The 20,327-nt window shown below is 44.0% G+C and carries 22 protein-coding genes; 10 read left to right on the top strand and 12 right to left on the bottom strand.

From position 1 onward, the window contains the following. Positions 1 to 78 precede the first annotated feature (78 nt). Positions 79 to 957: a LysR family transcriptional regulator gene (locus AWH66_RS23615; protein ID WP_063603707.1), complete on the bottom strand. Its 879-nt coding sequence runs from the start codon at positions 955 to 957 to the stop codon at positions 79 to 81. Positions 958 to 1,137: 180 nt separating this feature from the next. Here AWH66_RS23615 and AWH66_RS23610 point away from each other — a divergent pair, with 180 nt between their 5' ends. The 3 genes from AWH66_RS23610 to AWH66_RS23600 all read left to right on the top strand — a co-directional run bounded on the left by AWH66_RS23610 (position 1,138) and on the right by AWH66_RS23600 (position 3,201). After that, on the top strand, positions 1,138 to 1,719 hold the full coding sequence (locus AWH66_RS23610; RefSeq protein WP_063603194.1) for a class I SAM-dependent DNA methyltransferase: 582 nt from the start codon (positions 1,138 to 1,140) through the stop codon (positions 1,717 to 1,719). A 97-nt stretch (positions 1,720 to 1,816) separates the two neighbouring features. Continuing rightward, positions 1,817 to 2,536 (top strand): lipid-binding SYLF domain-containing protein, encoded by a 720-nt coding sequence (locus tag AWH66_RS23605; protein WP_063603195.1) that lies wholly within the window; start codon positions 1,817 to 1,819, stop codon positions 2,534 to 2,536. A gap of 89 nt (positions 2,537 to 2,625) precedes the next feature. Beyond that, entirely contained in the window at positions 2,626 to 3,201 is a 576-nt protein-coding gene (locus AWH66_RS23600) for a hypothetical protein (RefSeq protein WP_063603196.1), read from the top strand. Positions 3,202 to 3,275: 74 nt separating this feature from the next. Here AWH66_RS23600 and AWH66_RS23595 read toward each other — a convergent pair whose 3' ends face one another. Next, positions 3,276 to 3,764, bottom strand: coding sequence for a fasciclin domain-containing protein (locus tag AWH66_RS23595; RefSeq protein WP_063603197.1), 489 nt, complete (start codon positions 3,762 to 3,764; stop codon positions 3,276 to 3,278). A 169-nt stretch (positions 3,765 to 3,933) separates the two neighbouring features. On the opposite strand from AWH66_RS23595, the gene AWH66_RS23590 reads away from it, so the two are divergent. Next, on the top strand, positions 3,934 to 4,863 hold the full coding sequence (locus AWH66_RS23590) for an SRPBCC family protein (RefSeq protein ID WP_063603198.1): 930 nt from the start codon (positions 3,934 to 3,936) through the stop codon (positions 4,861 to 4,863). A gap of 28 nt (positions 4,864 to 4,891) precedes the next feature. Here AWH66_RS23590 and AWH66_RS23585 read toward each other — a convergent pair whose 3' ends face one another. Next, entirely contained in the window at positions 4,892 to 5,419 is a 528-nt protein-coding gene (locus tag AWH66_RS23585; protein WP_167360985.1) for a GNAT family N-acetyltransferase, read from the bottom strand. 8 nt (positions 5,420 to 5,427) lie between these two features. Then, on the bottom strand, positions 5,428 to 6,336 hold the full coding sequence (locus AWH66_RS23580; RefSeq protein ID WP_240495654.1) for a hypothetical protein: 909 nt from the start codon (positions 6,334 to 6,336) through the stop codon (positions 5,428 to 5,430). Between the two features lie 413 nt (positions 6,337 to 6,749). Between AWH66_RS23580 and AWH66_RS23575 the strand changes: the two genes are divergently transcribed. The 4 genes from AWH66_RS23575 to AWH66_RS23560 all read left to right on the top strand — a co-directional run bounded on the left by AWH66_RS23575 (position 6,750) and on the right by AWH66_RS23560 (position 11,080). Further along, entirely contained in the window at positions 6,750 to 7,424 is a 675-nt protein-coding gene (locus AWH66_RS23575; RefSeq protein WP_143081569.1) for a hypothetical protein, read from the top strand. Between the two features lie 90 nt (positions 7,425 to 7,514). Further along, on the top strand, positions 7,515 to 8,024 hold the full coding sequence (locus AWH66_RS23570) for a YgjV family protein (RefSeq protein WP_083400120.1): 510 nt from the start codon (positions 7,515 to 7,517) through the stop codon (positions 8,022 to 8,024). Between the two features lie 102 nt (positions 8,025 to 8,126). After that, a complete protein-coding gene (locus AWH66_RS23565) occupies positions 8,127 to 8,546 on the top strand; it encodes a universal stress protein (RefSeq protein ID WP_063603200.1) in 420 nt (139 codons plus the stop codon). A 173-nt stretch (positions 8,547 to 8,719) separates the two neighbouring features. Next, positions 8,720 to 11,080, top strand: a complete 2,361-nt coding sequence (locus AWH66_RS23560) for a Lon protease family protein (protein WP_063603201.1) — start codon at positions 8,720 to 8,722, stop codon at positions 11,078 to 11,080. 46 nt (positions 11,081 to 11,126) lie between these two features. Here the strand turns inward: AWH66_RS23560 and AWH66_RS23555 are convergent, their stop codons facing one another. Further along, positions 11,127 to 11,771 carry a flagellar brake protein gene (locus tag AWH66_RS23555; protein WP_240206435.1) on the bottom strand — a complete coding sequence of 215 codons (645 nt, stop codon included), beginning with the start codon at positions 11,769 to 11,771 and terminating at the stop codon, positions 11,127 to 11,129. Between the two features lie 395 nt (positions 11,772 to 12,166). Between AWH66_RS23555 and AWH66_RS23550 the strand changes: the two genes are divergently transcribed. Further along, positions 12,167 to 13,168, top strand: a complete 1,002-nt coding sequence (locus tag AWH66_RS23550; protein ID WP_063603203.1) for a 2-hydroxyacid dehydrogenase — start codon at positions 12,167 to 12,169, stop codon at positions 13,166 to 13,168. Positions 13,169 to 13,320: 152 nt separating this feature from the next. Next, positions 13,321 to 13,968, top strand: a complete 648-nt coding sequence (locus AWH66_RS23545) for a hypothetical protein (protein WP_063603204.1) — start codon at positions 13,321 to 13,323, stop codon at positions 13,966 to 13,968. 37 nt (positions 13,969 to 14,005) lie between these two features. Here the strand turns inward: AWH66_RS23545 and AWH66_RS23540 are convergent, their stop codons facing one another. From AWH66_RS23540 to AWH66_RS23510, 7 genes are all read right to left on the bottom strand, one after another. Further along, positions 14,006 to 14,575, bottom strand: a complete 570-nt coding sequence (locus AWH66_RS23540; protein ID WP_083400119.1) for a glucose-6-phosphate isomerase family protein — start codon at positions 14,573 to 14,575, stop codon at positions 14,006 to 14,008. Between the two features lies 1 nt (position 14,576). After that, complete coding sequence (locus AWH66_RS23535; protein ID WP_063603206.1) at positions 14,577 to 15,704, bottom strand: AGE family epimerase/isomerase; 1,128 nt, start codon at positions 15,702 to 15,704, stop codon at positions 14,577 to 14,579. A gap of 51 nt (positions 15,705 to 15,755) precedes the next feature. Next, entirely contained in the window at positions 15,756 to 16,604 is an 849-nt protein-coding gene (locus AWH66_RS23530) for a PTS system mannose/fructose/sorbose family transporter subunit IID (RefSeq protein WP_006069166.1), read from the bottom strand. Further along, the gene (locus tag AWH66_RS23525; RefSeq protein WP_006069165.1) at positions 16,604 to 17,407 is read right to left on the bottom strand and encodes a PTS mannose/fructose/sorbose/N-acetylgalactosamine transporter subunit IIC; all 804 of its coding nucleotides are present in this window, start codon (positions 17,405 to 17,407) and stop codon (positions 16,604 to 16,606) included. The genes AWH66_RS23530 and AWH66_RS23525 overlap by 1 nt, the downstream gene beginning before the upstream one ends. Positions 17,408 to 17,487: 80 nt before the next feature. Continuing rightward, positions 17,488 to 17,982 carry a PTS sugar transporter subunit IIB gene (locus AWH66_RS23520; RefSeq protein ID WP_063603207.1) on the bottom strand — a complete coding sequence of 165 codons (495 nt, stop codon included), beginning with the start codon at positions 17,980 to 17,982 and terminating at the stop codon, positions 17,488 to 17,490. An 11-nt stretch (positions 17,983 to 17,993) separates the two neighbouring features. Next, positions 17,994 to 18,422 carry a PTS sugar transporter subunit IIA gene (locus tag AWH66_RS23515; RefSeq protein ID WP_063603208.1) on the bottom strand — a complete coding sequence of 143 codons (429 nt, stop codon included), beginning with the start codon at positions 18,420 to 18,422 and terminating at the stop codon, positions 17,994 to 17,996. Positions 18,423 to 18,424: 2 nt separating this feature from the next. Continuing rightward, positions 18,425 to 20,185 carry a class I mannose-6-phosphate isomerase gene (locus tag AWH66_RS23510; RefSeq protein WP_063603209.1) on the bottom strand — a complete coding sequence of 587 codons (1,761 nt, stop codon included), beginning with the start codon at positions 20,183 to 20,185 and terminating at the stop codon, positions 18,425 to 18,427. Between the last annotated feature and the right edge of the window lie 142 nt (positions 20,186 to 20,327).

Genomic DNA, 20,327 nt, shown 5'->3' with positions numbered 1-20,327 from the left:
GAATTAATTTCATGAAAATCAATGTATTAGGATATGTTTTTGTGACAAAATTATTGACACTCACTGATGGTGCCCAGTTTAGAAAGCAAACAAGTAGTCACTGACTTGGTCAGCTAGCCAAATCATCGCTGGATGTTCGGACATACCTGCTGAAGTGAACATGCAATAATCTTCTTGTGTTAGACCATAAGTGTGTTTGATGACAGAGAGCTCTTGTTCTCTTAGATGTTGTCTTATCAGTGGCTCTGGTAGTACACCCCAAGCTCCCTCGGATAGAATCGTTTTCAACATAAATTCAAAACTAGAAAATCCAATGTACTTTAGTGAGAAAGGCAATAGTTCTGGGTTATCGCGATGATTGAGGTAAGCGAGGGAAACCTGCATAGAGTCGCGTAGAACTTCATCAGAGACTCGAGGCAGTTTGGAAAGCTTATTATCGGAACGACATACTGACATCATGCGGATTTTACCCAATGGCTGATAGGCCAAACGAGGGTTTTCAACGCGCTCGAAATCAACACCAAATGCGAAATCTACCTGTTTCTTCTCAACAATGTCGGCTAGGTCTCCTGAAGAAACCAGAACCACATTGAAAGAGATGGCGGGGAATTGCTGATTTAAGTGGATTGAGAGGTCACGCCACAAGGTATCTGGTATGGAGTCATCGTGCGCAATGCGCAACTCGGTGGCAAAATCACCGGAGACTTGAGCGCAGGTCTGACGAATACGCGCCGAAGTAATCAGTAAATTCTCACAGTCTTTGTAGATCGCTTTACCCGTCTCAGACAAAGAGACGTTGTTGCCCGTACGCACAAACAGTTCGGTATCGAGATCTTTCTCTAGTGCTTTGATTGCCATGCTAAGTTTAGTTCTGTTGCAGTCTAGAACTCTTGCAGCCTCAGAGACTGAACCAGTGTCTGCCACTGCACAAAATGCCTCTATTTGAGAAAGATTTATCGACATAGCGGTGAAACTACCTGTTACTTAACGGAACAAAAATCATAGCATGTGTGCCAAAGAATACGAAGATAACACTAGGAATTGATTGGTGTTCTGGTTTAATCTATGCCTAGTTATTAAGGATTAAAGTTTGGTGCCTGAGATATCGTGGTACTAGTAGAAATAATGGAGTGAACTATGTCTAACGAGTGGGATGAGTACGCCGCGACATGGGAAAACAACGAAGCAACGGCAACCTTTGCTCAAGCCTGCTTCAAAGAGTTAACTGAACTCACGTCACTTAAGCGTAAATCGGTATTAGATTTTGGCTGTGGAACGGGTCTATTAAGCCAACTGATGTCTCCTGAGACCAAAGAAATTGTTGCATTGGATGGCTCTGAGGCGATGATCGAAGAGTTAGACAAGAAAGGCTTGGAAAATGTTGAGCCGGTTGTTGACCTTTTAACTCGCGGTTTGGTTGCTCAGCATCCAGCGTTTCGTAATCAGTTTGATCTGGTCGTCGCGTCTTCGGTATGCGGCTTTTTAGATAACCTTCAAGAAACGGTTAATATCATTTACACGCTGCTTGATGAATACGGTTTATTTGTTCATTGGGATTGGGTGACAGAGACAGACGACCAAGATTATGGTTTGACACTGAAACGAGCAAAAGACACATTGCTTAATGCCGGCTTTGATAAAGTTGACGTTACGACACCATTTGAGATCGACACGGGCAAAGGTGTACGAAAAGTGCTGATGGCAGTCGCTCACAAGTAATTATATTTAACGTATCTGAATTTTTAATAGGTGACGCCATTGGTGTCACCTTTTTTTGCTACAATTCTCATCCATACTTCTACTTGGGTTTGCTTATATGTCGTTAACTCATCGCACTCGAACAGTGTTACTTTCCTTCGTCCTGTTAGTTTTGGTGATACCGGCCGAGGCGTATGCTATTGAATCATCAGATAGTCAATCTTTTCGCCAAGCTCACGCTATCATTGTTGATTCTGCCGAGATAATTGACCAGTTCGACTCAACATCTCATTGGGACTCGGTTAAAAATCTCACTGGTGTTGCTAAAGCCATCGTGATTTTCCCTTCCGGTGGACAAGGCGGTTTTTTACTAGGCATGCAGAGAGGTCAGGGCATATTAATGACCAGACAAGCACACCATTGGAGTCAGCCTGTTTTTATCAATTTCAACAGCTTTATGTTTGGGCTTTTGGCCGGAGCTCAGTCTCTCAGTGGCGTAGGTATTGTGCTTTCAAATGATGTGCTGTCCACACTACAGCATCAACCAGTCAAATTAGGGGGAACGGCAGACCTGACTATTGGTAAAGGTGTCAGTGGTAAAGTGATTGGTGGAACGAGTGGAATCAGTGCCATGATGGTATCTGAAAACAAAGGGCTTTATTTTGGTGGCAGTATCGATACGTTTCAACTGTCATTAAATGATGAACTTAACAAGGCCTATTATGGGGAGGGTTTTGATTTAGAGCGCGTACTCTCCAATTTTGACGATAACCAAGGCACGGCACAAGGCCTGAGAAAGCGATTGGAAGGAATCTCGTATCGCGCTGTATTTGAGTAGAAAACTCATCGTTAATGTGTGAAAAACGGTGTCATTCTTTATAGAGTCATTTAGTATTGTAACGGAAAGGCGAATAGAAGAGTGACGAGATGACGAAGAAACTATCCCTATTACTGATTGCTGGATTAGCACTTGTTGGTTGTACAACTACTGCGATCTCACCGCAACCCAATTTATCCTATGGTATTGCTACCACTGGCGATTTCTCTTTCCTGCCAGCCCAAGGTGTTGCAACTTACGCGTGGAGACCGGACTCTGCGGTGGCAAGAGTATCGGATAATGTTGATGGTGAAAAGTATCTCAAAGTCATTAAACATCTTATTGATAACGAACTTGCCAGCAAGGGCTATATTCAAGTTTCCTCTTCTCAACGCCCTAATATGTTCATGGATTTCGGGATTGCGACGGAGTCTGGTATGAATGACCAGGAAATCTTTGAATCGACCCAAATATCAACTGGTATAAAGGTTGATGCGGAACCTGGTGAGGAAGGTGAGAAAGGCAGTGTCTACGTCGCGGCTTTTGCCCCGGTTGGCGATTTCCCACGTTGGCGAGTGTTAGCGCAAGGGCCTACTGAGGGTCGCATTGATGACCCAAGTCAGCAACATGAAATGGAAAGAATCATTACTTCAATGCTCAACTTAATTCCTTCAAGAGCCAATTAGCGCGCTGACTTGTCGAGAGGAATCCAAAAGTAGGTGGTCGTTGTTCCGATCACCTACTCAAAGGTAATCTGATTTTATTTCGGCATTATCACCGTATCTATGACGTGAATTACACCATTCTTCGCCATCACGTCGGTAGCCACAACCGTTGCATTGTCTACCATTACCTTCCCATCTTTTTTGGTAATCATAATGTCTTGCCCTTGAACGGTAGTTGCTTTTTCGAGCCCCATGACGTCAGCGGCCATCACTTTACCCGGAACGACATGATAAGTGAGTATCGCGACTAACTTGTCTTTGTTTTCTGGCTTTAACAAGCTTTCAACGGTACCTGCCGGCAATTTAGCAAAGGCTTCGTCGGTTGGAGCGAAGACAGTGAATGGACCTTGGCCTTTGAGTGTATCGACTAATCCTGCTGCTTGAACCGCCGCAACGAGAGTGGTGAACGAGCCGTTTTCAGAGGCGACGTCGACAATGTCCTTTCCATGATGTCCTGCACTAGCCGAAAATGAAAACAGAAGCACAGAAAAAAAGGTGATCACACGGGATATAAGGTATTTCATAGTTGCATTCCTTGTTTGTTCATATACGCAGAGCTCTGTTACGTGTTGAGTTTTCTATCGATCACTAATACCCGTTTCAAGTTTCTGTTAAACCTCTTAATTGCTGAGTTCGCGTATTAGATTAATCGTGACTAAACTATTGATAAAAAAAGATAGGATCTTCTTAACCATGTTGAACTACACCGTAGAAAAACGAATCGACATAGAGTCCACGGCAGATCACGTAATTGAGTTTTTAGCGGACTATAGAAATTGGCCTGAATGGTCACCTTGGCTCATTATGGAGCGCGAGTGCAAGTTGAATTATCGAGGAGAGCAGGGAAATATTGGTGACGGGTACAGTTGGAAAGGTGACTTAGTGGGCTCAGGCGAAATGACTCTGATGAAGCGAACGTCACATCAATTAGAGATGCATTTACGCTTTTTCAAACCGTTCAAATCAGAGGCGCACGTTTCGTTTCAAGCTGTTCAAATGGGGGTAAGAAGCGAAGTTAGTTGGACGATGACAAGCCAAGTGCCCTGGTATCTGTTTTTTCTCAAAGGTCTTTTCAAAACCATGATAGGTATGGATTATGACCGAGGCTTGAAAATGCTCAAAGCCAAACTGGAAGTTGGGCAAGTCAACTCTGAGCTGTTACTGATTGGCGAGCGACAACAAGATAACGTAGATTACATTGGCTTACGTGGGAGTGGGGCGATAAACGAAATAGGGCCAATTATGCGAGAACATATTGAAAAGCTTTTGGTGCTCATCGAAGAAAAACATATTCCAGCAACCGGCGCACTGTTTAGTTATTATCAAAGTATGAAAATGGAGACTCAGTTTTTTGAGTTTATCACCTGCGTCCCAATAGAACGTCAATTGAGCGTCCCAGAGCCATTTTTAAGTGGCCAGATAAAGGCTTGTGACACATATGTCGTTAAGCACACTGGAGAGTATCAATTTCTTGGCAATGCGTGGTCGATGGCAATGAATGCTTCACGGCATCAGAAAGTCAAAGTGAAGCGTAAGCCATTAGGTATCGAGCGTTACATCAATAATCCTGAACAAGTAGCCGCACACGAGTTAGTGACAGAGGTTATCTTGTTTAAGCGTTAAGCATAATTATGCTCAAATCTTTTGAGAACTAAAATGCTAAACCTTTTAGTTCAACTTTGAAGTGCGGCCACTTTTTATCTGTAAGCGAGGTGACCATGGCGGAGACTGAAGTTGCACGTGGTGGAACCTCTTCTCCAACTAAGTAAAGATTAGTGACGCGTTCATAGCCGCTAGAGCTGTATACTTCGTCTCTCCCAAATAATACCGAGTAGACATAGCCTTGCTGCGCCATCCAGTTATGTGCCTGTTTCAACAACAACTTCACATACCCATGACCTCGATAATCCGGATGCACACACACCTCAGCAACACCGCCAATCAAGGCTTGTTGTGAGCGAAGAAGAACGGTTTTCTCATGTACTGCTAGATGGGCAATGATGGCGTCTCCCGATGGTGACTCGATATACCAGCGGTGTTGTGGCATTTCATTGTAGTAGCGTTGTACTTTAAAACGTTCATCGCTTGGCTTTGTAAAACAGCGACTTAATAACGCTATCAATTGTTGGTTGATGGAGTCGTCTACATTATCATCAAGTATGTATTTAATGTCTGTCACGGTACTTCCTAGAGTTTTATACACTTATCTGTTGTTACGCTATGTGTGCCTTTATCTGGGCCAGAGGCAATGGTCAGTCGACTCAGTATGGAGAAGCAGCGCGATTCACTCAAGTCCTTCATAGATTGAATACTGACAACGCCCGAATTACCGGAGGAGCGGTTACTCCATGTTTTCGATTTGCCTGATTTTGGACTCTTAACTAAGGCTTCGACTGCCTCCTTATGAAGCTCTCTATCCTTCTTGGTGTAACTGTCGTTTTCTTTCAGCCCGAAAGTATCGGCAGACACTTCGGTTATTTTGTCGACCAATTGAAATGGGGAGCTTAAAATGCCGCCAATGACACCGGAGACTGCACCTTTACTCGCTTCCCTTCCTGCCTGTTCAGCTTGCTGAACAAGACCTTCTGCTTGCGTAATAATATCAGGTACTTCTTTTCTAAGAGCTGCACTTTCCGACAAAATGAGCGGAATTTGTTTATTTGTCGCGGCGATTTGCTGGTTGGTTTGGCGAACCGTTGTATTGGTTTTATCCACCTCTGCCAAAATATCTGGCACAGACTGATGCCATTTTTGAGTTTCATTGAGAATGGGTGGAATGGCTTCACGCACTTGAGCGACTTCAGTGACAATAACCGGAACTTGCTGATTTACGTCGTCGATTCGTTTTAGGACTTCTGGAATGAGTCTCTGGTACTCTTCACTTTGAGCCAGAATTTGAGGCACAATTTCTTGGATATTTTTTATTTCTTGAATGACTGGTGTGATTTTCTGAGCAGTCGAGTCAACTTGTGCCAGTAGTGTTGGAAGTTCGAGTCTGAGCTGTCTCGCTTCCTGCGTAAAGTTATAGATGGACGCTGCCATCATAATCAAAGCAATCGAAAAGGCGAACTTGGACGCTGCCACAAACTTTTCCATGTATTAAACCCATCACATCAATCTTGCATAACAAACAACATAACTGATGTGATTTTAGGAGTAAATGGTAGGTTAAATGCTAGGGTAAAAAAGTTTATTTGTCTGCTTCTTATTGAAAGATGATTGGGTGCAAAAGGTCGTTGACCAACGCATCACGATGACGAATAAAACGAACAACAAAAAGATCTGATCAGCTAGCGGCAAACATCACTTTGATGAATGTGGCTTAGTGTGAGCTTTATTTATTACTAATAAATCTAATAATAATGATTCGAGGTTATATGAATTCGTTTAGCCGCCAAACATTTTCCGAGGCGATGCGGTACTTCAGAAAGCAATGTAAATTATCCCAAACAGAGTTAACCGACCAATTATCTACGTCTCATAAGCTATATCAGAATGTGAGCCAGAGTATGATTAGCCATTGGGAAAGGGGAAATGTTGAGCCATCTCTATTAAGACGAATTGGTATCGCTAGCTTTTTCTCTGAAGACTATGTTTATGAGGAAACTGAAATAGCGATTATTTCAAAAGCACTTAAAAATAAAGACAATCTGTTGAACCAGCAGTGCCTCTATAATTTTTCGATCGATAACCAAGTGATAATGCATTGGGACATGTTAGACGATAGCAGTCGCCAAATTATTTCCCAAGGTCACTCAAAAATATTCTCGTTGCCTATTGAGCGTGTACTGAAGCAGATGAACATTCAGCGACCTCAAGTATTGCGACTATTGCATGGGGGGGCCATTATTGGGCATGCGATTTTCTCCATTGAAAATGGGGTATTTTCCCTTGCCAGCTACGGGGCTCTATCGGGAGACGTTCGCATGCGTTTGACCAAAACCATTCTAGAGCTTTGCATTGGTTGTGAGCTTCATGTGTTGGTCCACGAATCCAGTCTTGAATGCTTTTTACGGGATATCTATCTGGAAAAAACGGAACAAAATGGCAACGTGAGCTTTTATCGGGGTCACAGTACCCAATTGATCAACAACCCGCTTTCAGAATCAAATTTGCACACCAATAGCCATTTTAGATGCCTGCGTTATATACAACAGAAAGGATCCAGCCCGTTTGAAATGTAAAGATTAGATAATGCCTAGTTGTTTATCACAATACCGCTCTAAAACTAGTGACATAATAGTACTTTACTAATAACAAATAATGAGTGCTACGTGAGCAGTGAACTAATACAAGCAATAGGGTTTATGGCGTTTGGCGTCAACTTGTTGGCAGGGAGCACGGTAAACGACAATAGAATGCGAGCCCTTATTTGTTGCTCTTGCTTGTTGTTTTCAACCCATTACTTTTTTATGGGGGCCGTGGTCGCTGCCATTAATCTATTGATCAATTCAGTGCGTGCATTTGTCTCTTTGAGGTTTAAAGGCGCGCCTATGTTTTGGTTGTTTATGGCTATCCAAACCGCTATGACCATTACCTATTACACGGAAGCTAAGGACATTCTCCCTTGGCTGGCTTCCTCGTTGAGTTGTTGGGCGCTATTTCTTGGACAGGGTTTGAAAATGCGATTGGCGTTTTTACTATGCACGCTCATTTGGCTGGTTAACGCGGTGATAGTGGGTTCTTACGGTGGGATGCTAAACGACACATTCAATGCCATCGTATTATCGACTACAGTGTATCGCTTGTATCGTCTGGAATGTCAGCCTAGCAAAGAAACCTAAGTGAATACGTAAACTTATCTTGCTGGAATTAATTCACTAATATCTTGAGTTTTGTTGTGTTAAGACCGAAATTATAGGTAGGTATCTTAACGGGACGAAACCATGCTATATCAAACTATTCTTTTAGCGCTTGATCCTGCGGATGAACGTTCTCACCGACTATTGGTGAAAACTGGTGTTATTGCAGAGCAAAACAACGCCGATTTACATGTTGTGTATGTTGAGCCAGGAATCGGCAATAACAGTTTTAATGACCTTGAAGTCGAGTTGGCGTCTTTTCATGACTCTGAACAGTTTCGTAAATTTGAAGAGCTTATGGCGCTTGCTAAGGGAACGAATTATCCCATTCGTGCCATTCATATGACGGAAGGGAATGTGACGAAACACTTACTTGAACTGATTGAGGAGTTGAACGCGAGTCTAGTTGTATTTGGTAAAGAGCATAGCTTCTTCTCCGCAATTTCTGGTGCTGAATCTGAACTCCGCAAGCATCATTCCATGGACTTGTTGTTCATTGGTTAAAGATCTTCTCTGCGTGCCAGAGTATGCCCTCGCTCTGGCACTCTTCACTTCTACGATAAACCTTCGCTTTGTCTAAAAACTGACCACTTAAACGTAATTTCTTACTAAGTCACTAAATTGTAAAGCCAATTCGGCTAAACTGAAGTGAAGAAGGAAATGATAAGGAGCTGGTTATGGCGATCCAACGATTAGAAACAAAACAGCTATACCACGCAGCAGAACTGGAAAAACTGCCTTGTAAATCCACCAAAGAACTTCCACCAATTGATGAAATCGTCGGACAAGAACGCGCTCAGAAAGCGGTTGAGTTTGCGATGTCAATTAAAGAGAAAGGCTACAACATCTACGCTATCGGCCAGAATGGTCTTGGTAAACGTACGATGATCTTACGTTATTTAAGTCGTCATCCTCATGACAGCAGTGACCTATATGATTGGTGTTATGTGGCTAACTTTGCCGATACTCGAACACCTAAGGTCTTGAAATTGCCTTGCGGTGTCGGCGAAAGACTCAAGAAAGATGTTGAGAAGCTTATCCTAAAGCTAGTGAAAGCTATACCGATGGCGTTCGACAATGAGCTTTACTTTGGTCGTGCCGACAAGCTAAAAAATGACCTCGCTAAGAAACAGCAAGTTGAGTTACAAAAACTCAGTGAAGAGGCTAAAGAGAAAGGTATTAGCCTGACCATTACACCTCAAGGTGACTACCAGTTTGTGGCAATGAACGAGGAGGAGCTACATACAGAAGAAAGTTTTGCCGAATTGCCCGATGATGAGCAGGAGCGCTTTGGTTTAACGATCGACGAGTTGGAAGTGAGTCTGCGTGGGATGGCTCGTGAGCTAACCGACTGGGAAGAAACCTATACTGACAATATTCAAAAACTCAATGAAGAAGTGACGCTTGGTGTTATCAGTCATCTGATTAAAAAGCTCAAAAAAGACTACAACGGTTACACCGAAATTAAGAAGTACTTTACAGAGTTGCAAAAGGACATCTGTGAAAACGTTGATATTTTCTTAGAAGAGGGCAGTGAGCAGGGCGAAATCGCGTCGGCCTCCCTTGATAAAAAGTTCCCGCGTCGCTACAAGGTAAACTTGATTGTTAAGCAGGCTTGTTCCGATTTTCCTATCATTGTGGAAGAAAACCCGAATTATCACTCGTTATTCGGCTATATCGAGACGGCGACCTACAAAGGCACAGTATTTACCGATTTCTCATTGATTCGAGCTGGCAGCCTGCATCGTGCTAATGGCGGCGTATTGTTAATGGATGCGGTAAAAGTACTGGAACAGCCTTATGTCTGGGATGGTTTGAAGCGTGCTTTACGTTCACGACAATTAAGTTTTACGTCATTAGAGAAAGAAGTCACTCTGACCGGTACGGTTTCGCTTGATCCGCAGCCAATTCCTCTTGACGTTAAGATCATCTTGTTTGGTGATTATCGTACCTACCAATTGTTGCAACACTACGATCCGGAATTTAGTGAGTTGTTTAAAGTAACTGCTGATTTTGAAGATGAGATGCCGAGGAGCGCAGATTCCGAGCTGCACTATGCCCGCTTTATTTCCAGTATCGTTCATGACAACAATATGTTGCATTGTGACCGTAAAGCGATAGCTCGTATTATCGAACACAGCTCTCGTCTATCGGGTGATCAAAACAAACTGTCATTGCACTCAGCACACATTGCGAATCTATTACGAGAATCAAACTATGTGGCTCGTAATGCCAAATCCAATTTGATTCGAGCTGGGCACGTTGAACAAGCGTTGGAATACCAACAGATGCGAGTCAATCGCTTACAAGATAACGTGATGGAAGGGTTTGTAAATGGCACGACGCTAATTCATACCCAAGGTTCGGCGATTGGGCAAGTGAATGCACTTTCGGTTCTGACAACCAGCGATCATATGTTTGGCGCACCTAATCGTATTACTGCGACGACCTCTTACGGCGATGGCGATGTTATCGATATTGAACGCAGCGTGGATTTGGGTGGCAGTATTCACTCCAAAGGGGTGATGATCTTAACGGCGTACTTGTCTTCAGTATTTGGTAAGACGGCTAAAGTCCCGCTTACCACGACCATCACCTTTGAGCAGTCCTATGGTGGTGTCGATGGTGATAGTGCGAGTATGGCTGAGTTTTGTGCGGTAGTGTCGGCATTCTCAGGACAGGCAAATCGACAAGATATCGCTATCACTGGGTCGATGAACCAGTTCGGTGAATCTCAACCAATTGGTGGTGTGAATGAGAAAATAGAAGGCTTCTTCGATGTTTGTACCATTAAAGGTAGAACCTCTGAACAAGGTGTCATTATCCCTCGCTCAAATGTTCATAACCTAATGCTAAGACCTGATATTGTGAAAGCGGTTGATAAAGGTGAATTTAACATTTGGGCGATTGATCATGTAACAGAAGCGATAGAACTGTTTACCGGGAAAGAGGCGGGTACACCGTCATTGGAGGGCAGTTATCCTATAGATACCGTTTATGGTATCGCCCAAGCAAGGCTTAATGCACTTAGAAAGTAGTTAGCCCATTATTAAAGAGAAAGCCAAGTGTTATCACTTGGCTTTTTTATGCGCGTAGTTTGAGTTTAGTACCATCGAATTTTAGATGAGAGAGCAGCTCTTTTGCGTTCTTCTCGCCCTCTTCATCAAACTTTATTCCGTAACCAGTGTAGTGGCTGGACTTTTGCTGATTACAAATTAATCCCGAGAGTGCAGGAAAGAAGCGGTCTTTGTCTCCACCTGAGGCTACTTTGAGGGCGACTTCCTGTCCAACGGTCAAGCTCTTCCCTAAGGCTGGTAAGATAAATCGACATCCACTTTTTGACATGTCACGAAGTTCACAACGAACTTGTGTATCACCAGTATAAAGACGTGCGCCCAAATTGACCTCATATCGTGGCTCTTTGCGGAGATTAGTCACCTGCATGGATTGGGGAATCGACAAGATGAGCAGTGATAGCGGCTCATCAACTATATGTAGCAGTTGAGAGCGGAACTGAACCACCCCACCTTCTCCACGCTGAGAGATAGCACGAACGATTAACCAAAAGCCTTCTTGAAAAAAGTACTTAAGGTCACTTTCATCGATATTGGGGATTTCTAACAGAATGCGATGATCGGAATGAGCACCAATGAATTTAGTTGCACTACGAAACGAGGTGCCAACGGGAGTGGTCACGGTAAGCGTCACATCCCCGCCATGCTCTATCATGGCTAAAGCATCCGTACTATTTAGTGTTTGTGTGCTTCTTTGAGTTGTGCTGGAGAGTGTTTTTTTATTTGTTTGCGTCACTGCCTGTTATTCCTGACGTTTGTTACTTCACACCTATTATTTTTTTGGAATGGTGTTCGCGAAATACTAGGATCTCAAGCAGTGATATGCAATCAAAAAACTTATCGAAGAGTCAAAATATTGACTTGGTTGTCAATTTTAAAACTAAGTTGGCGATTCTAATGATAGATGTATTGGAAAATGGATGAATTTTATAGACGTTACAGCCATAACTTATTAATTCATCAACAGTTTAACCATACTTTATGTCATGTGTAATTGCTCAAAAGTCGGCGTATGCTAACAGATATACAATAATCGATGGGAGAGAAAGTATGACTTCGATTGCTTTTTTTAGCTCTAAATCTTACGACCAGGATTCATTTTCAAATGTGAACCAACGCTTTGGCAATGAAATGCATTTTCATGATTTCAGGTTGACCGAAAAAACGGCCAAGATGGCAGCTGGATGTGATGTGGTGTGCGCTTTTGTAAATGATGACTTATCGAAGCAAGTGCTGATTAAGCTCCAACAAGAGGGGGTAAAACTTATTGCGATGCGTTGCGCTGGGTTCGATAAAGTGGATTTAGACGCGGCAAAGGCGTTAGGTTTGCAGGTAGTTCGTGTTCCAGCGTACTCACCAGAGGCAGTGGCGGAGCACGCCGTAGGTTTGATGATGTGTCTAAACCGCCGTTTTCATAAAGCCTATCAGCGCACGCGTGATGCAAATTTTTCATTAGATGGCTTGGTGGGATTTAATCTCCACGGTAAAACTGCAGGGATTGTAGGCACTGGAAAAATCGGTGTAGCAACCATGCAAATTCTCAAAGGATTTGGCATGAAGTTGGTGTGTTTCGATCCTTACGAAAACCCACAAGCATTAGAATTGGGAGCAACCTACTGTAGTAAAGAAGAGTTATTCCGTACCAGTGATATCATTTCTTTGCACTGTCCTATGACGAAAGACAACTATCATTTACTCAACGAGCAGGCGTTTAGCTTGATGAAAGATGGGGTCATGATCATTAATACCAGTCGAGGCGAATTGTTGGACTCCTCTGCGGCTATCGAAGCACTGAAGTCTGGAAAGATAGGCTCGCTTGGTCTTGATGTTTACGACAACGAAAAAGATCTGTTCTTCCAAGATAAATCTAATGATGTCATCGTTGATGATGTGTTTAGACGCCTGTCAGCCTGCCACAATGTACTGTTTACTGGCCATCAAGCCTTCTTAACCCATGAAGCATTGGACAATATCGCTGATACCACATTGAACAACATCCAAGCGTTTTTCTCTGGTTCACCTTCCAATAATGAACTCATCGAACTTGGTTGATGCTCGCAAATCTAAGCTCAGTAACAGCGTATGCTGGGCTTTGTTTTTCCTATTACTACTCTTTACTAAAGCTATAGAAATAGACTGAAAAGAGATTGAAAACGTATGATTGCGGCCATAAGATAATCAACGAATCATAAGTGAGATTGAAAATGAACGAAAATGCTAAAAATGAGCTAGGTAAGCTATTAGTGAACCAAGAAGCTCTGCTAGAAGTCCTTTCAAAAAACCACGCTTCATTGACCGACTATCCGGAACTTCAGGAATATTTGGCTCGTAAAAACCCGAATGTTGCGCAATATGCGAAAGCGATAAGAGAAGGACAGTTTACGCGTCAGGAATATTTAGATGAAATAGGTGAACGTCTTAATTGGCTCGCTTATGAGCTTCAACCGCTTATTGATATGGAGTTCATTGTTAACCGTGTTGCCTCTATCGTTGGAGACGACATTGATAAAATAAAGACGCTGACTATCGAAGACATTGGTGCCGATTGCATTTCTAAGTTACTCAATCTTATTGGGCACGCGGTCTACGCTACGCAGCAAGTCAAGCCAAGTTACCCATTCCTTGCAACAAAAGGTCAAGTTGACCATGTTTTTTGGAAACAATCGCATCTTGCGTATGATGCGTGGGTAGAGGGATATCAAAGCCATTATAAACTGACGAATTTCTGCCAAGATCAGCTTGATTGTAAGGCGCCACAAAGTTCAGTCCGATTCTTCCGTCAGTTCGGTGACCCTCGTGATATTCCTGAGTGGCGCGAGTATGCGGGTTATGTGGTTGAAGATAATGCGTAATACCAACAATGATGAGTGCAAGGGATTTGCACTATCGTTAAACGGTTTGCTGCTCTTCCTCAGAAACTATTTGGTATCCGTCATTACTTTTTAGTACCCGTACTTTAAACCCCACCTCATTTAGAAAATCATAGTTATGTCCTGCGATAGCAGGCCAAACTGCAAGCGCAGATAATCGCGTGTTACCTGTATTGATCAATCGGTGGGCGACAAAGCCTGGAATATGATGCACGCTGCCTGGGAACACTTTCTCAATCGACACCTCTCCTTGTTCTGTTTGCATGAGTAATAAACCCTCACCCTGCGAACCGAAATAGAACTCTGCTTGCTCTTTACGTTGGTGGATGTGACCTCTCGTCATGTGGAACTCATCACCTACAGAACCGGGCTCAATATGCGAAACACCAAAGTTTAGTTCTCCTTCTGCATGCTGGGCAGGTAGCATTTCCACTTGGTAGATAATTTGGTCCTGTGCACTTGCGGCACGTTGGGTTTCGTCAGCAAATACACCTTCAAGTGAGCCAAGTGTAGTTTCTTTGCAGACGACGTTTTCTGCATCAATATGACCAGTTAAGTAATTGATGCTAGGAGGAATAGATAAATGCATGTTAATCCTTATTGGCGATTCTGAGTAATTCAGAAAAGGCTAGAAATAGATGATAAAAACTGCTCGCTGGAGAGTGTTCATTTAACGGTTGACCTGTGCTATCTACTTGATCGACCCATAACCCTGGCAACGCTGGATTCAAGTAATGAACGAAGATGTGTTCAACCGCTTGACTGACTGCGGCTCTGCGAGTTTCGCTAGGATCTCTTTCCCAAAGTGCAATACAGGCCTTTAGGTATTCGGTTTGGCACCAAAGGCGTGATGTTGAGCGCAACGGTTTGCCGTTGGCGTATATCTCATCCTTAACAAGACCATTGTTGTTATGTCCATATTGCTGTGCAAAGTGGAACAACACGTCGATGGTTTTTTGTACCTCAACGCTAGTCAGTTTCTGATAATGGCTGAGTAACCAGATCCATTCATAATGATGACCAGGGTCAATATGGGTACCTGTTTCCACGTTAAGTGAGAAATCGGCCTGAAAGAACTCGGCTAAATGGTCACTTTGCATAAAATGAGTTTGGAACAACTGATAGATTTGTGTTGCTCGCTCTAGCCAAATGGGGTTGTCGGTATGCTCATAGCTGACCATTAACGCTTCGAACAAATGCATGTGAGGGTTTTGCCCTTTGTTGACCGCGTTGCCTTCAGTCAGAAAAAAACCACTTTGTTCTGTATCCCAAAGGTGCGTTGAGATGTATTGATAAATGGCTTCCATTGAGGCTAGTGCACTTTCATCCGCCGCTAGTTTGTAGTGCCAAGCAAACCCAAGAAGGGCGAAAGCTTGTTCGTATAGGTTGATCGCCTCACTCTCACTGTCATTGCTTTCGCACAGCGCGAAACGATAACCGGTTGATGGTGAGCCAAAGTGTGCAAATCCTTGTTCAATGGCCGCTAAAACTTGGTTGCGACCGTCGATTAGATTGAGCTCAGTGGCGTGCGCGAAGACGTAAACCTGACGTGGTTGTACGCGAAATCTTAGTAAACTGTCACTAAACTCTTGTCCGTCGGAAAGTAAGCCTTCGGCAAAAATCCCGTTTTGATTAGATAGTGCTTTTTGCCACCGAGGTAGGGCATGCTGGGTGAGCCAGTGTTGGCAACGAGCGATTTGAAAGGTTAGGGAGTCCATGGTTTGCTCCAAAGAATAGGGCACTCAATGAGTGCCCTAAGTATTGAAAAATTAGAAGAGACCGATAGCGACACCGATGAAAGAGATAACCACTAATGAAAGCATTGCTTTTACTGGGCTAAGACCTTTTTTCGCCATCGCAAACCACGTGCCTAAAACGACAACTAATGGTAGTAGTTTAGGGAAGATTCCGTCGAGCATCATTTGTACGTTAATGTCGACGCCGTCTTTGGTTGCAAACTCAAGACCAGTGCCTAAGTTGACGTAACTGGCCGCAACACCACCCATGACAAAGACACCTAATAGTGACAACGCTTCACGAATCTTGGTTGAACGGTGGCTGACAAGCATCTCAACGGAGCCTGCGCCCATCTTGTAGCCTTTCATAAACAGCTGGTAAGAGCCGATGATAGCGATGGCGTTGAATGCTACGATGTAGAAGATCGGGCCTAGCATGCTACCGCCAGCGGCTAGTGCCATACCAATACTGAGTAAGATAGGTACTAACATACCCGGAATCATGGAATCGCCAATACCGGCAACTGGCCCCATCAAACCGACTTTGAGTGTATTGATGGTCTCGCCGTCAATAGGCTCGCCGTTGGCTTTCTTCTCTTCCATACCCACAGCCATACCATTGATGATAGCGCCCAACTGCGGTTCGGTGTTGTAGAAGGAAGCATGGCGTTTCATCGCTTCTTTTCGGTCTTCTTGATTCGGGTAGAGCTTTTTCAAAGCAGGCATCATACCGAGACAGAAGCCAAAAGATTCCAAGCGTTCAAAACTCATCGATGATAGGTTGTACATCATCCATGCACGCCAGCATTTCTTAAGATCTTTTTTGTCGAGTGCGACCTTTGGTTCGATCTCAGTACCAATTTTGTTGTGTTGTACAGTCATTAGAATTCATCCTCGTCATCATCAGCCTGTTGAACTGGCGCAGCGTTAGCTGTTTGTGGTTCTGGTTTGTAGTTGTAATGAAGTAGAGCGAATAGTGCGCCAATCATTACCAAACCCACCATGTTGAGGTTTAGGAATACGATGCCAACGAAACCGACTAAGAAATAAATCAGCATCGTAGACTCTTTGATAATCTGCTTTAACAGAATTGCGATACCAACAGCAGGTAAGATGCCACCAAGAACCGTCATAGTGTTAATCACCATATCCGGGAGGCTGGCCATAAACCCTTCGATGTATTGGTTACCGAAGTAAACCGCAATAAAGGTCGGAATAAAGCGCATCAAGAAGTTGGTGACCTGCGGATAAATGGCGGAGTTCATGTACACGCCTTTCTCATCACCGGCTTCTATGGCTAAATCTGCTTTATGGTTCCAGTAGGAGTTAATGACCATCATAAAGTTGAAGATGATGGTGCCTGCGATACCGATAGTTGCGGCGATAGCAACAGCGACTTCCACACCCTGTCCAGACATGATGCCCAGTGCGACAGCAGGGTAGGCGACGAAGTTAAGGTCGGCTGGCATGGAGCCGCCAGGTGTTACCATTGCGATGTAAACGGCTTGTACCGCTACACCAACCATGATGCCAGTTTGAATATCACCTAAGATGATACCCACCAACATACCGGACACGAGTGGTCGAGTGATAGTGTACCAACCACCGGTTAGTCCAAGTAACCAGGGGGTGGAGAGGGCACCGAGATAGCAGAGTATCCCGATAAATACTGCTTCTATAAACATAATGTCATCCTTTAGCTCACGTATTAGTCTCTCCACTTTTGAAGCTAAAAACCGCGTCAAAAGTGGAGGTTGTTTTGTTGTTATTTCAGTTTTTGCTGTGCATCTTGCCAGGTGTAGGAACTGGCATCAGGAACCAATCTGAAGTCGATGTGGTGACCGTCTTCTGAGAGGTAGTTAAATGCAGAGATTTCTTCTTGGTTGACGCATTGGTTGCCGCCAATTGTCGTTGTGCCTTCTCTAGCGCTCATTGGGCCAACGTTGATTTTGTTATTGAGATTTTCAAGGCTAATACCCGCTTCGCGAATACGGCGCAGCGTGACTGGAGATTTCGCGATGACGAAATACTTCTTGTCGCTGGCGATCACCTTCGGTAGCTTGCTGACGGCGGTCGCCGTGTCAAATAGCCAAACTTTAACGTCGGTTACAGCGCCTTTCATGACTTGTGATAGCAATGGGTCAGCTGCAACAGCATCGTCAATGGCTACGATGCCATCACAAGGAAGTTCTTTTGCCCAACGAGTCATTAACTGTCCGTGAATAACGCGGTCGTCGATACGCACAAATGAAATAGCCATAGTGTTTCTCCTTAAAAATCGTCTTCTTGTGCCAGCTCTACTGGCTTGGCAACGACAACCGTTTTTAGCGCTTCTTGCTGCAAGGTCGTTGCAACGTATGAAGCGTCCATCTCTTCAACAAAGTCTGCCGTCATTAAAAGTGTTGGGAAATTCACCCCTGTAACGACCTCAACCTTTGGATTGAAATCTGGGTTGAAGGCGTAAGTGCAAGCAACGTTGTAAGGCGTGCCGCATTCCAAATCGCATAGCACAACAATGCCATCGACATTGGGCGCTATCGCAGTGATTTCATGGTGGAAATCTCGTTTAAATTGCTCGATGCCTCCCTCTTCGGTGAGACAGATCGCAGTCGTGTTACTGAGTTCGCCAAATACCATTTTGGCACTGCTGATAAGTGCAGTGGCTAATGGACCGTGACTGGCTACGATAAAATGGAGCATGATTAACCTCTTACGAACGCTTTAATAGTGGCAATTTCTTTTCCTTCGCTTTCGCCATAGGGTTGGATGACATAAGCGTCTATGTGAGCTGGGATAACGAAGGTTTCGGCATAATGAACAACAAATGGCTCAAATTTATTGTCTGGACTCAAGATAATTGCCTCTTTACCTTCTACTAAGTTCAGAACATTGACGGTTCCCTCAGTTTTATGAAGAACGGGTTTGCTGAACCAGTGGCGTCGGGTCTCGATAAACTCGCGCTCATGCAAGCCCGTTTTCTCTTCTCTCCAGCCTTCACCTTCTGCGATTGGCGTAATGGCGTTAACTAGATGCTCCTGACACCATTCCGTGTTGCGTTCCCATTGAATGACTTCTTTACCGTGATCCAAATGCACTGGTCGTGGTAGGCCATCAAGCCCTAGACGATCCCAATCCCACAGTTTGAAAGTGAAGATGTATGGGGTTGCACTGATTTCAAGCACCATGGAGTCGGAGCCTGAGCAGTGAATTGTGCCTGCGGGGATTAAGAAATGGTCGTGCTTTTTCGCTGGGAATTGATTGATAAAGCGTTCATCATCGAATGACTTTTCACCGCGCTGCGCTGCATATAAATCATCCATCATTTCATCTGGGTTGATGCCAGACTTAGTGCCAAGGTACACACTGGCTTTTTCTCCAGCGTCTAACATGTAATAGCTTTCGTCTTGGGTATAGTGCATCCCAAATTCGTTCTGAATGTACTCTGTTAGAGGATGTACTTGCAGGCTTAGATGCTGACCTTGCATGGTATCGAGGAAGTCGAATCGAATTGGGAACTCGGCGCCAAAACGTGCATGGACACTGTCGCCTAAGAGAGCGCGCGGTTGTGTTAATACCAAGTCTTGCGATGGAATCTCGACAACAACGTCACCGTATTTAAGCAGTAGGCTATTTTCTTCAGGAACGCAGTCAAAACACCATGCATAGTTTGGCTTGTCTTGATCTAGGTCGCAGACTTCTTTCATCCATTGACCGCCCCAGACCCCAGGGTCAAAGAAAGGTACCAACCTAAATGGTTGAGTTGTTGCTTGTTGTAAGCCTGCGTTGAACGCTGTGCCAGAGACCATTTTAGGGTCAAAAGCGGTGTTGGTGTCTAATAGAAAATCAACATCTGACAGCAGCTTAGTTTTATATCGGTCGAAGACACGCCATTCAATAAAGAATGAACGCTTGTATTTACGCAGGACGTCTTCGTTGTAGTTTTCTGCTCCCCAGTTGCCAAGCTCTCCACGGCGGAAGCGTTGCTGAATTTCCCAACGGGCTAAATCGGCGTAAACAAAGGTATCACCATCAGCGACCAGTCTAGCTCCATGACCAATAACAACGATCAAACCTGAATCAGCATTACTAACCGTTTGTTTCAAGCCTTGTAGCTTTTCGCTGTCAAAGAACTCATCCAGCTTGTGCGGTGCAATGACGCCAAATACTCGATCATCGGTAATGTTGCGTTCTAGCATGGCGAAGATGTGTTCTTCGGAGTATTTCGCATCGTCCATTGACACCACAAGAGCGGGGGAGAGCGGTGCAACAAGCTGGTCGAGGAGTTCATTGTGATTGACACCATGATAGGTGTCGATCACCAAAATATGTTTATCTTGGCCCTGAATACGTTGTTCAATTGTGTCAACGATACTGTCCCAACCGCGAACGGCAGCGTGGTCAAAGCCTTTCACTTCTACATTTGGAAACTTGTCATAATTGGATTGACCAGATAGGTACTTCATACATCACCTTGAGTTAATCATTTGACTACAGTCTAATCACTCAGTTAATCAACTAACAAACTGGTTAACGCGTTTAACCACTCATTTAGCAGTTGTTAACCAATAATTGGCGAGGCAATTTTGTAGTTAATCACATAATCAT

Source organism: Vibrio barjaei, from assembly GCF_001639065.2.
Classification (GTDB): domain Bacteria; phylum Pseudomonadota; class Gammaproteobacteria; order Enterobacterales; family Vibrionaceae; genus Vibrio; species Vibrio barjaei.
The sequence above is the reverse complement of the archived record's forward strand: the minus strand, read 5'-3'. Positions and strand labels throughout refer to the sequence as shown.

What these genes read in the sequence shown, in the direction of transcription:
- AWH66_RS23530 (WP_006069166.1), bottom strand. Translation starts at nt 16,604, where the DNA reads ATGACTGTACAACACAACAAAATTGGTACTGAGATCGAACCAAAGGTC.
- AWH66_RS23565 (WP_063603200.1), top strand. Translation starts at nt 8,127, where the DNA reads ATGCTATATCAAACTATTCTTTTAGCGCTTGATCCTGCGGATGAACGT.
- AWH66_RS23600 (WP_063603196.1), top strand. Translation starts at nt 2,626, where the DNA reads ATGACGAAGAAACTATCCCTATTACTGATTGCTGGATTAGCACTTGTT.
- AWH66_RS23545 (WP_063603204.1), top strand. Translation starts at nt 13,321, where the DNA reads ATGAACGAAAATGCTAAAAATGAGCTAGGTAAGCTATTAGTGAACCAA.
- AWH66_RS23580 (WP_240495654.1), bottom strand. Translation starts at nt 6,336, where the DNA reads ATGGAAAAGTTTGTGGCAGCGTCCAAGTTCGCCTTTTCGATTGCTTTG.
- AWH66_RS23550 (WP_063603203.1), top strand. Translation starts at nt 12,167, where the DNA reads ATGACTTCGATTGCTTTTTTTAGCTCTAAATCTTACGACCAGGATTCA.
- AWH66_RS23575 (WP_143081569.1), top strand. Translation starts at nt 6,750, where the DNA reads ATGATTAGCCATTGGGAAAGGGGAAATGTTGAGCCATCTCTATTAAGA.
- AWH66_RS23605 (WP_063603195.1), top strand. Translation starts at nt 1,817, where the DNA reads ATGTCGTTAACTCATCGCACTCGAACAGTGTTACTTTCCTTCGTCCTG.
- AWH66_RS23560 (WP_063603201.1), top strand. Translation starts at nt 8,720, where the DNA reads ATGGCGATCCAACGATTAGAAACAAAACAGCTATACCACGCAGCAGAA.
- AWH66_RS23515 (WP_063603208.1), bottom strand. Translation starts at nt 18,422, where the DNA reads ATGCTCCATTTTATCGTAGCCAGTCACGGTCCATTAGCCACTGCACTT.
- AWH66_RS23540 (WP_083400119.1), bottom strand. Translation starts at nt 14,575, where the DNA reads ATGCATTTATCTATTCCTCCTAGCATCAATTACTTAACTGGTCATATT.
- AWH66_RS23555 (WP_240206435.1), bottom strand. Translation starts at nt 11,771, where the DNA reads ATGATAGAGCATGGCGGGGATGTGACGCTTACCGTGACCACTCCCGTT.
- AWH66_RS23520 (WP_063603207.1), bottom strand. Translation starts at nt 17,982, where the DNA reads ATGGCTATTTCATTTGTGCGTATCGACGACCGCGTTATTCACGGACAG.
- AWH66_RS23535 (WP_063603206.1), bottom strand. Translation starts at nt 15,704, where the DNA reads ATGGACTCCCTAACCTTTCAAATCGCTCGTTGCCAACACTGGCTCACC.
- AWH66_RS23610 (WP_063603194.1), top strand. Translation starts at nt 1,138, where the DNA reads ATGTCTAACGAGTGGGATGAGTACGCCGCGACATGGGAAAACAACGAA.
- AWH66_RS23510 (WP_063603209.1), bottom strand. Translation starts at nt 20,185, where the DNA reads ATGAAGTACCTATCTGGTCAATCCAATTATGACAAGTTTCCAAATGTA.
- AWH66_RS23595 (WP_063603197.1), bottom strand. Translation starts at nt 3,764, where the DNA reads ATGAAATACCTTATATCCCGTGTGATCACCTTTTTTTCTGTGCTTCTG.
- AWH66_RS23525 (WP_006069165.1), bottom strand. Translation starts at nt 17,407, where the DNA reads ATGTTTATAGAAGCAGTATTTATCGGGATACTCTGCTATCTCGGTGCC.
- AWH66_RS23590 (WP_063603198.1), top strand. Translation starts at nt 3,934, where the DNA reads ATGTTGAACTACACCGTAGAAAAACGAATCGACATAGAGTCCACGGCA.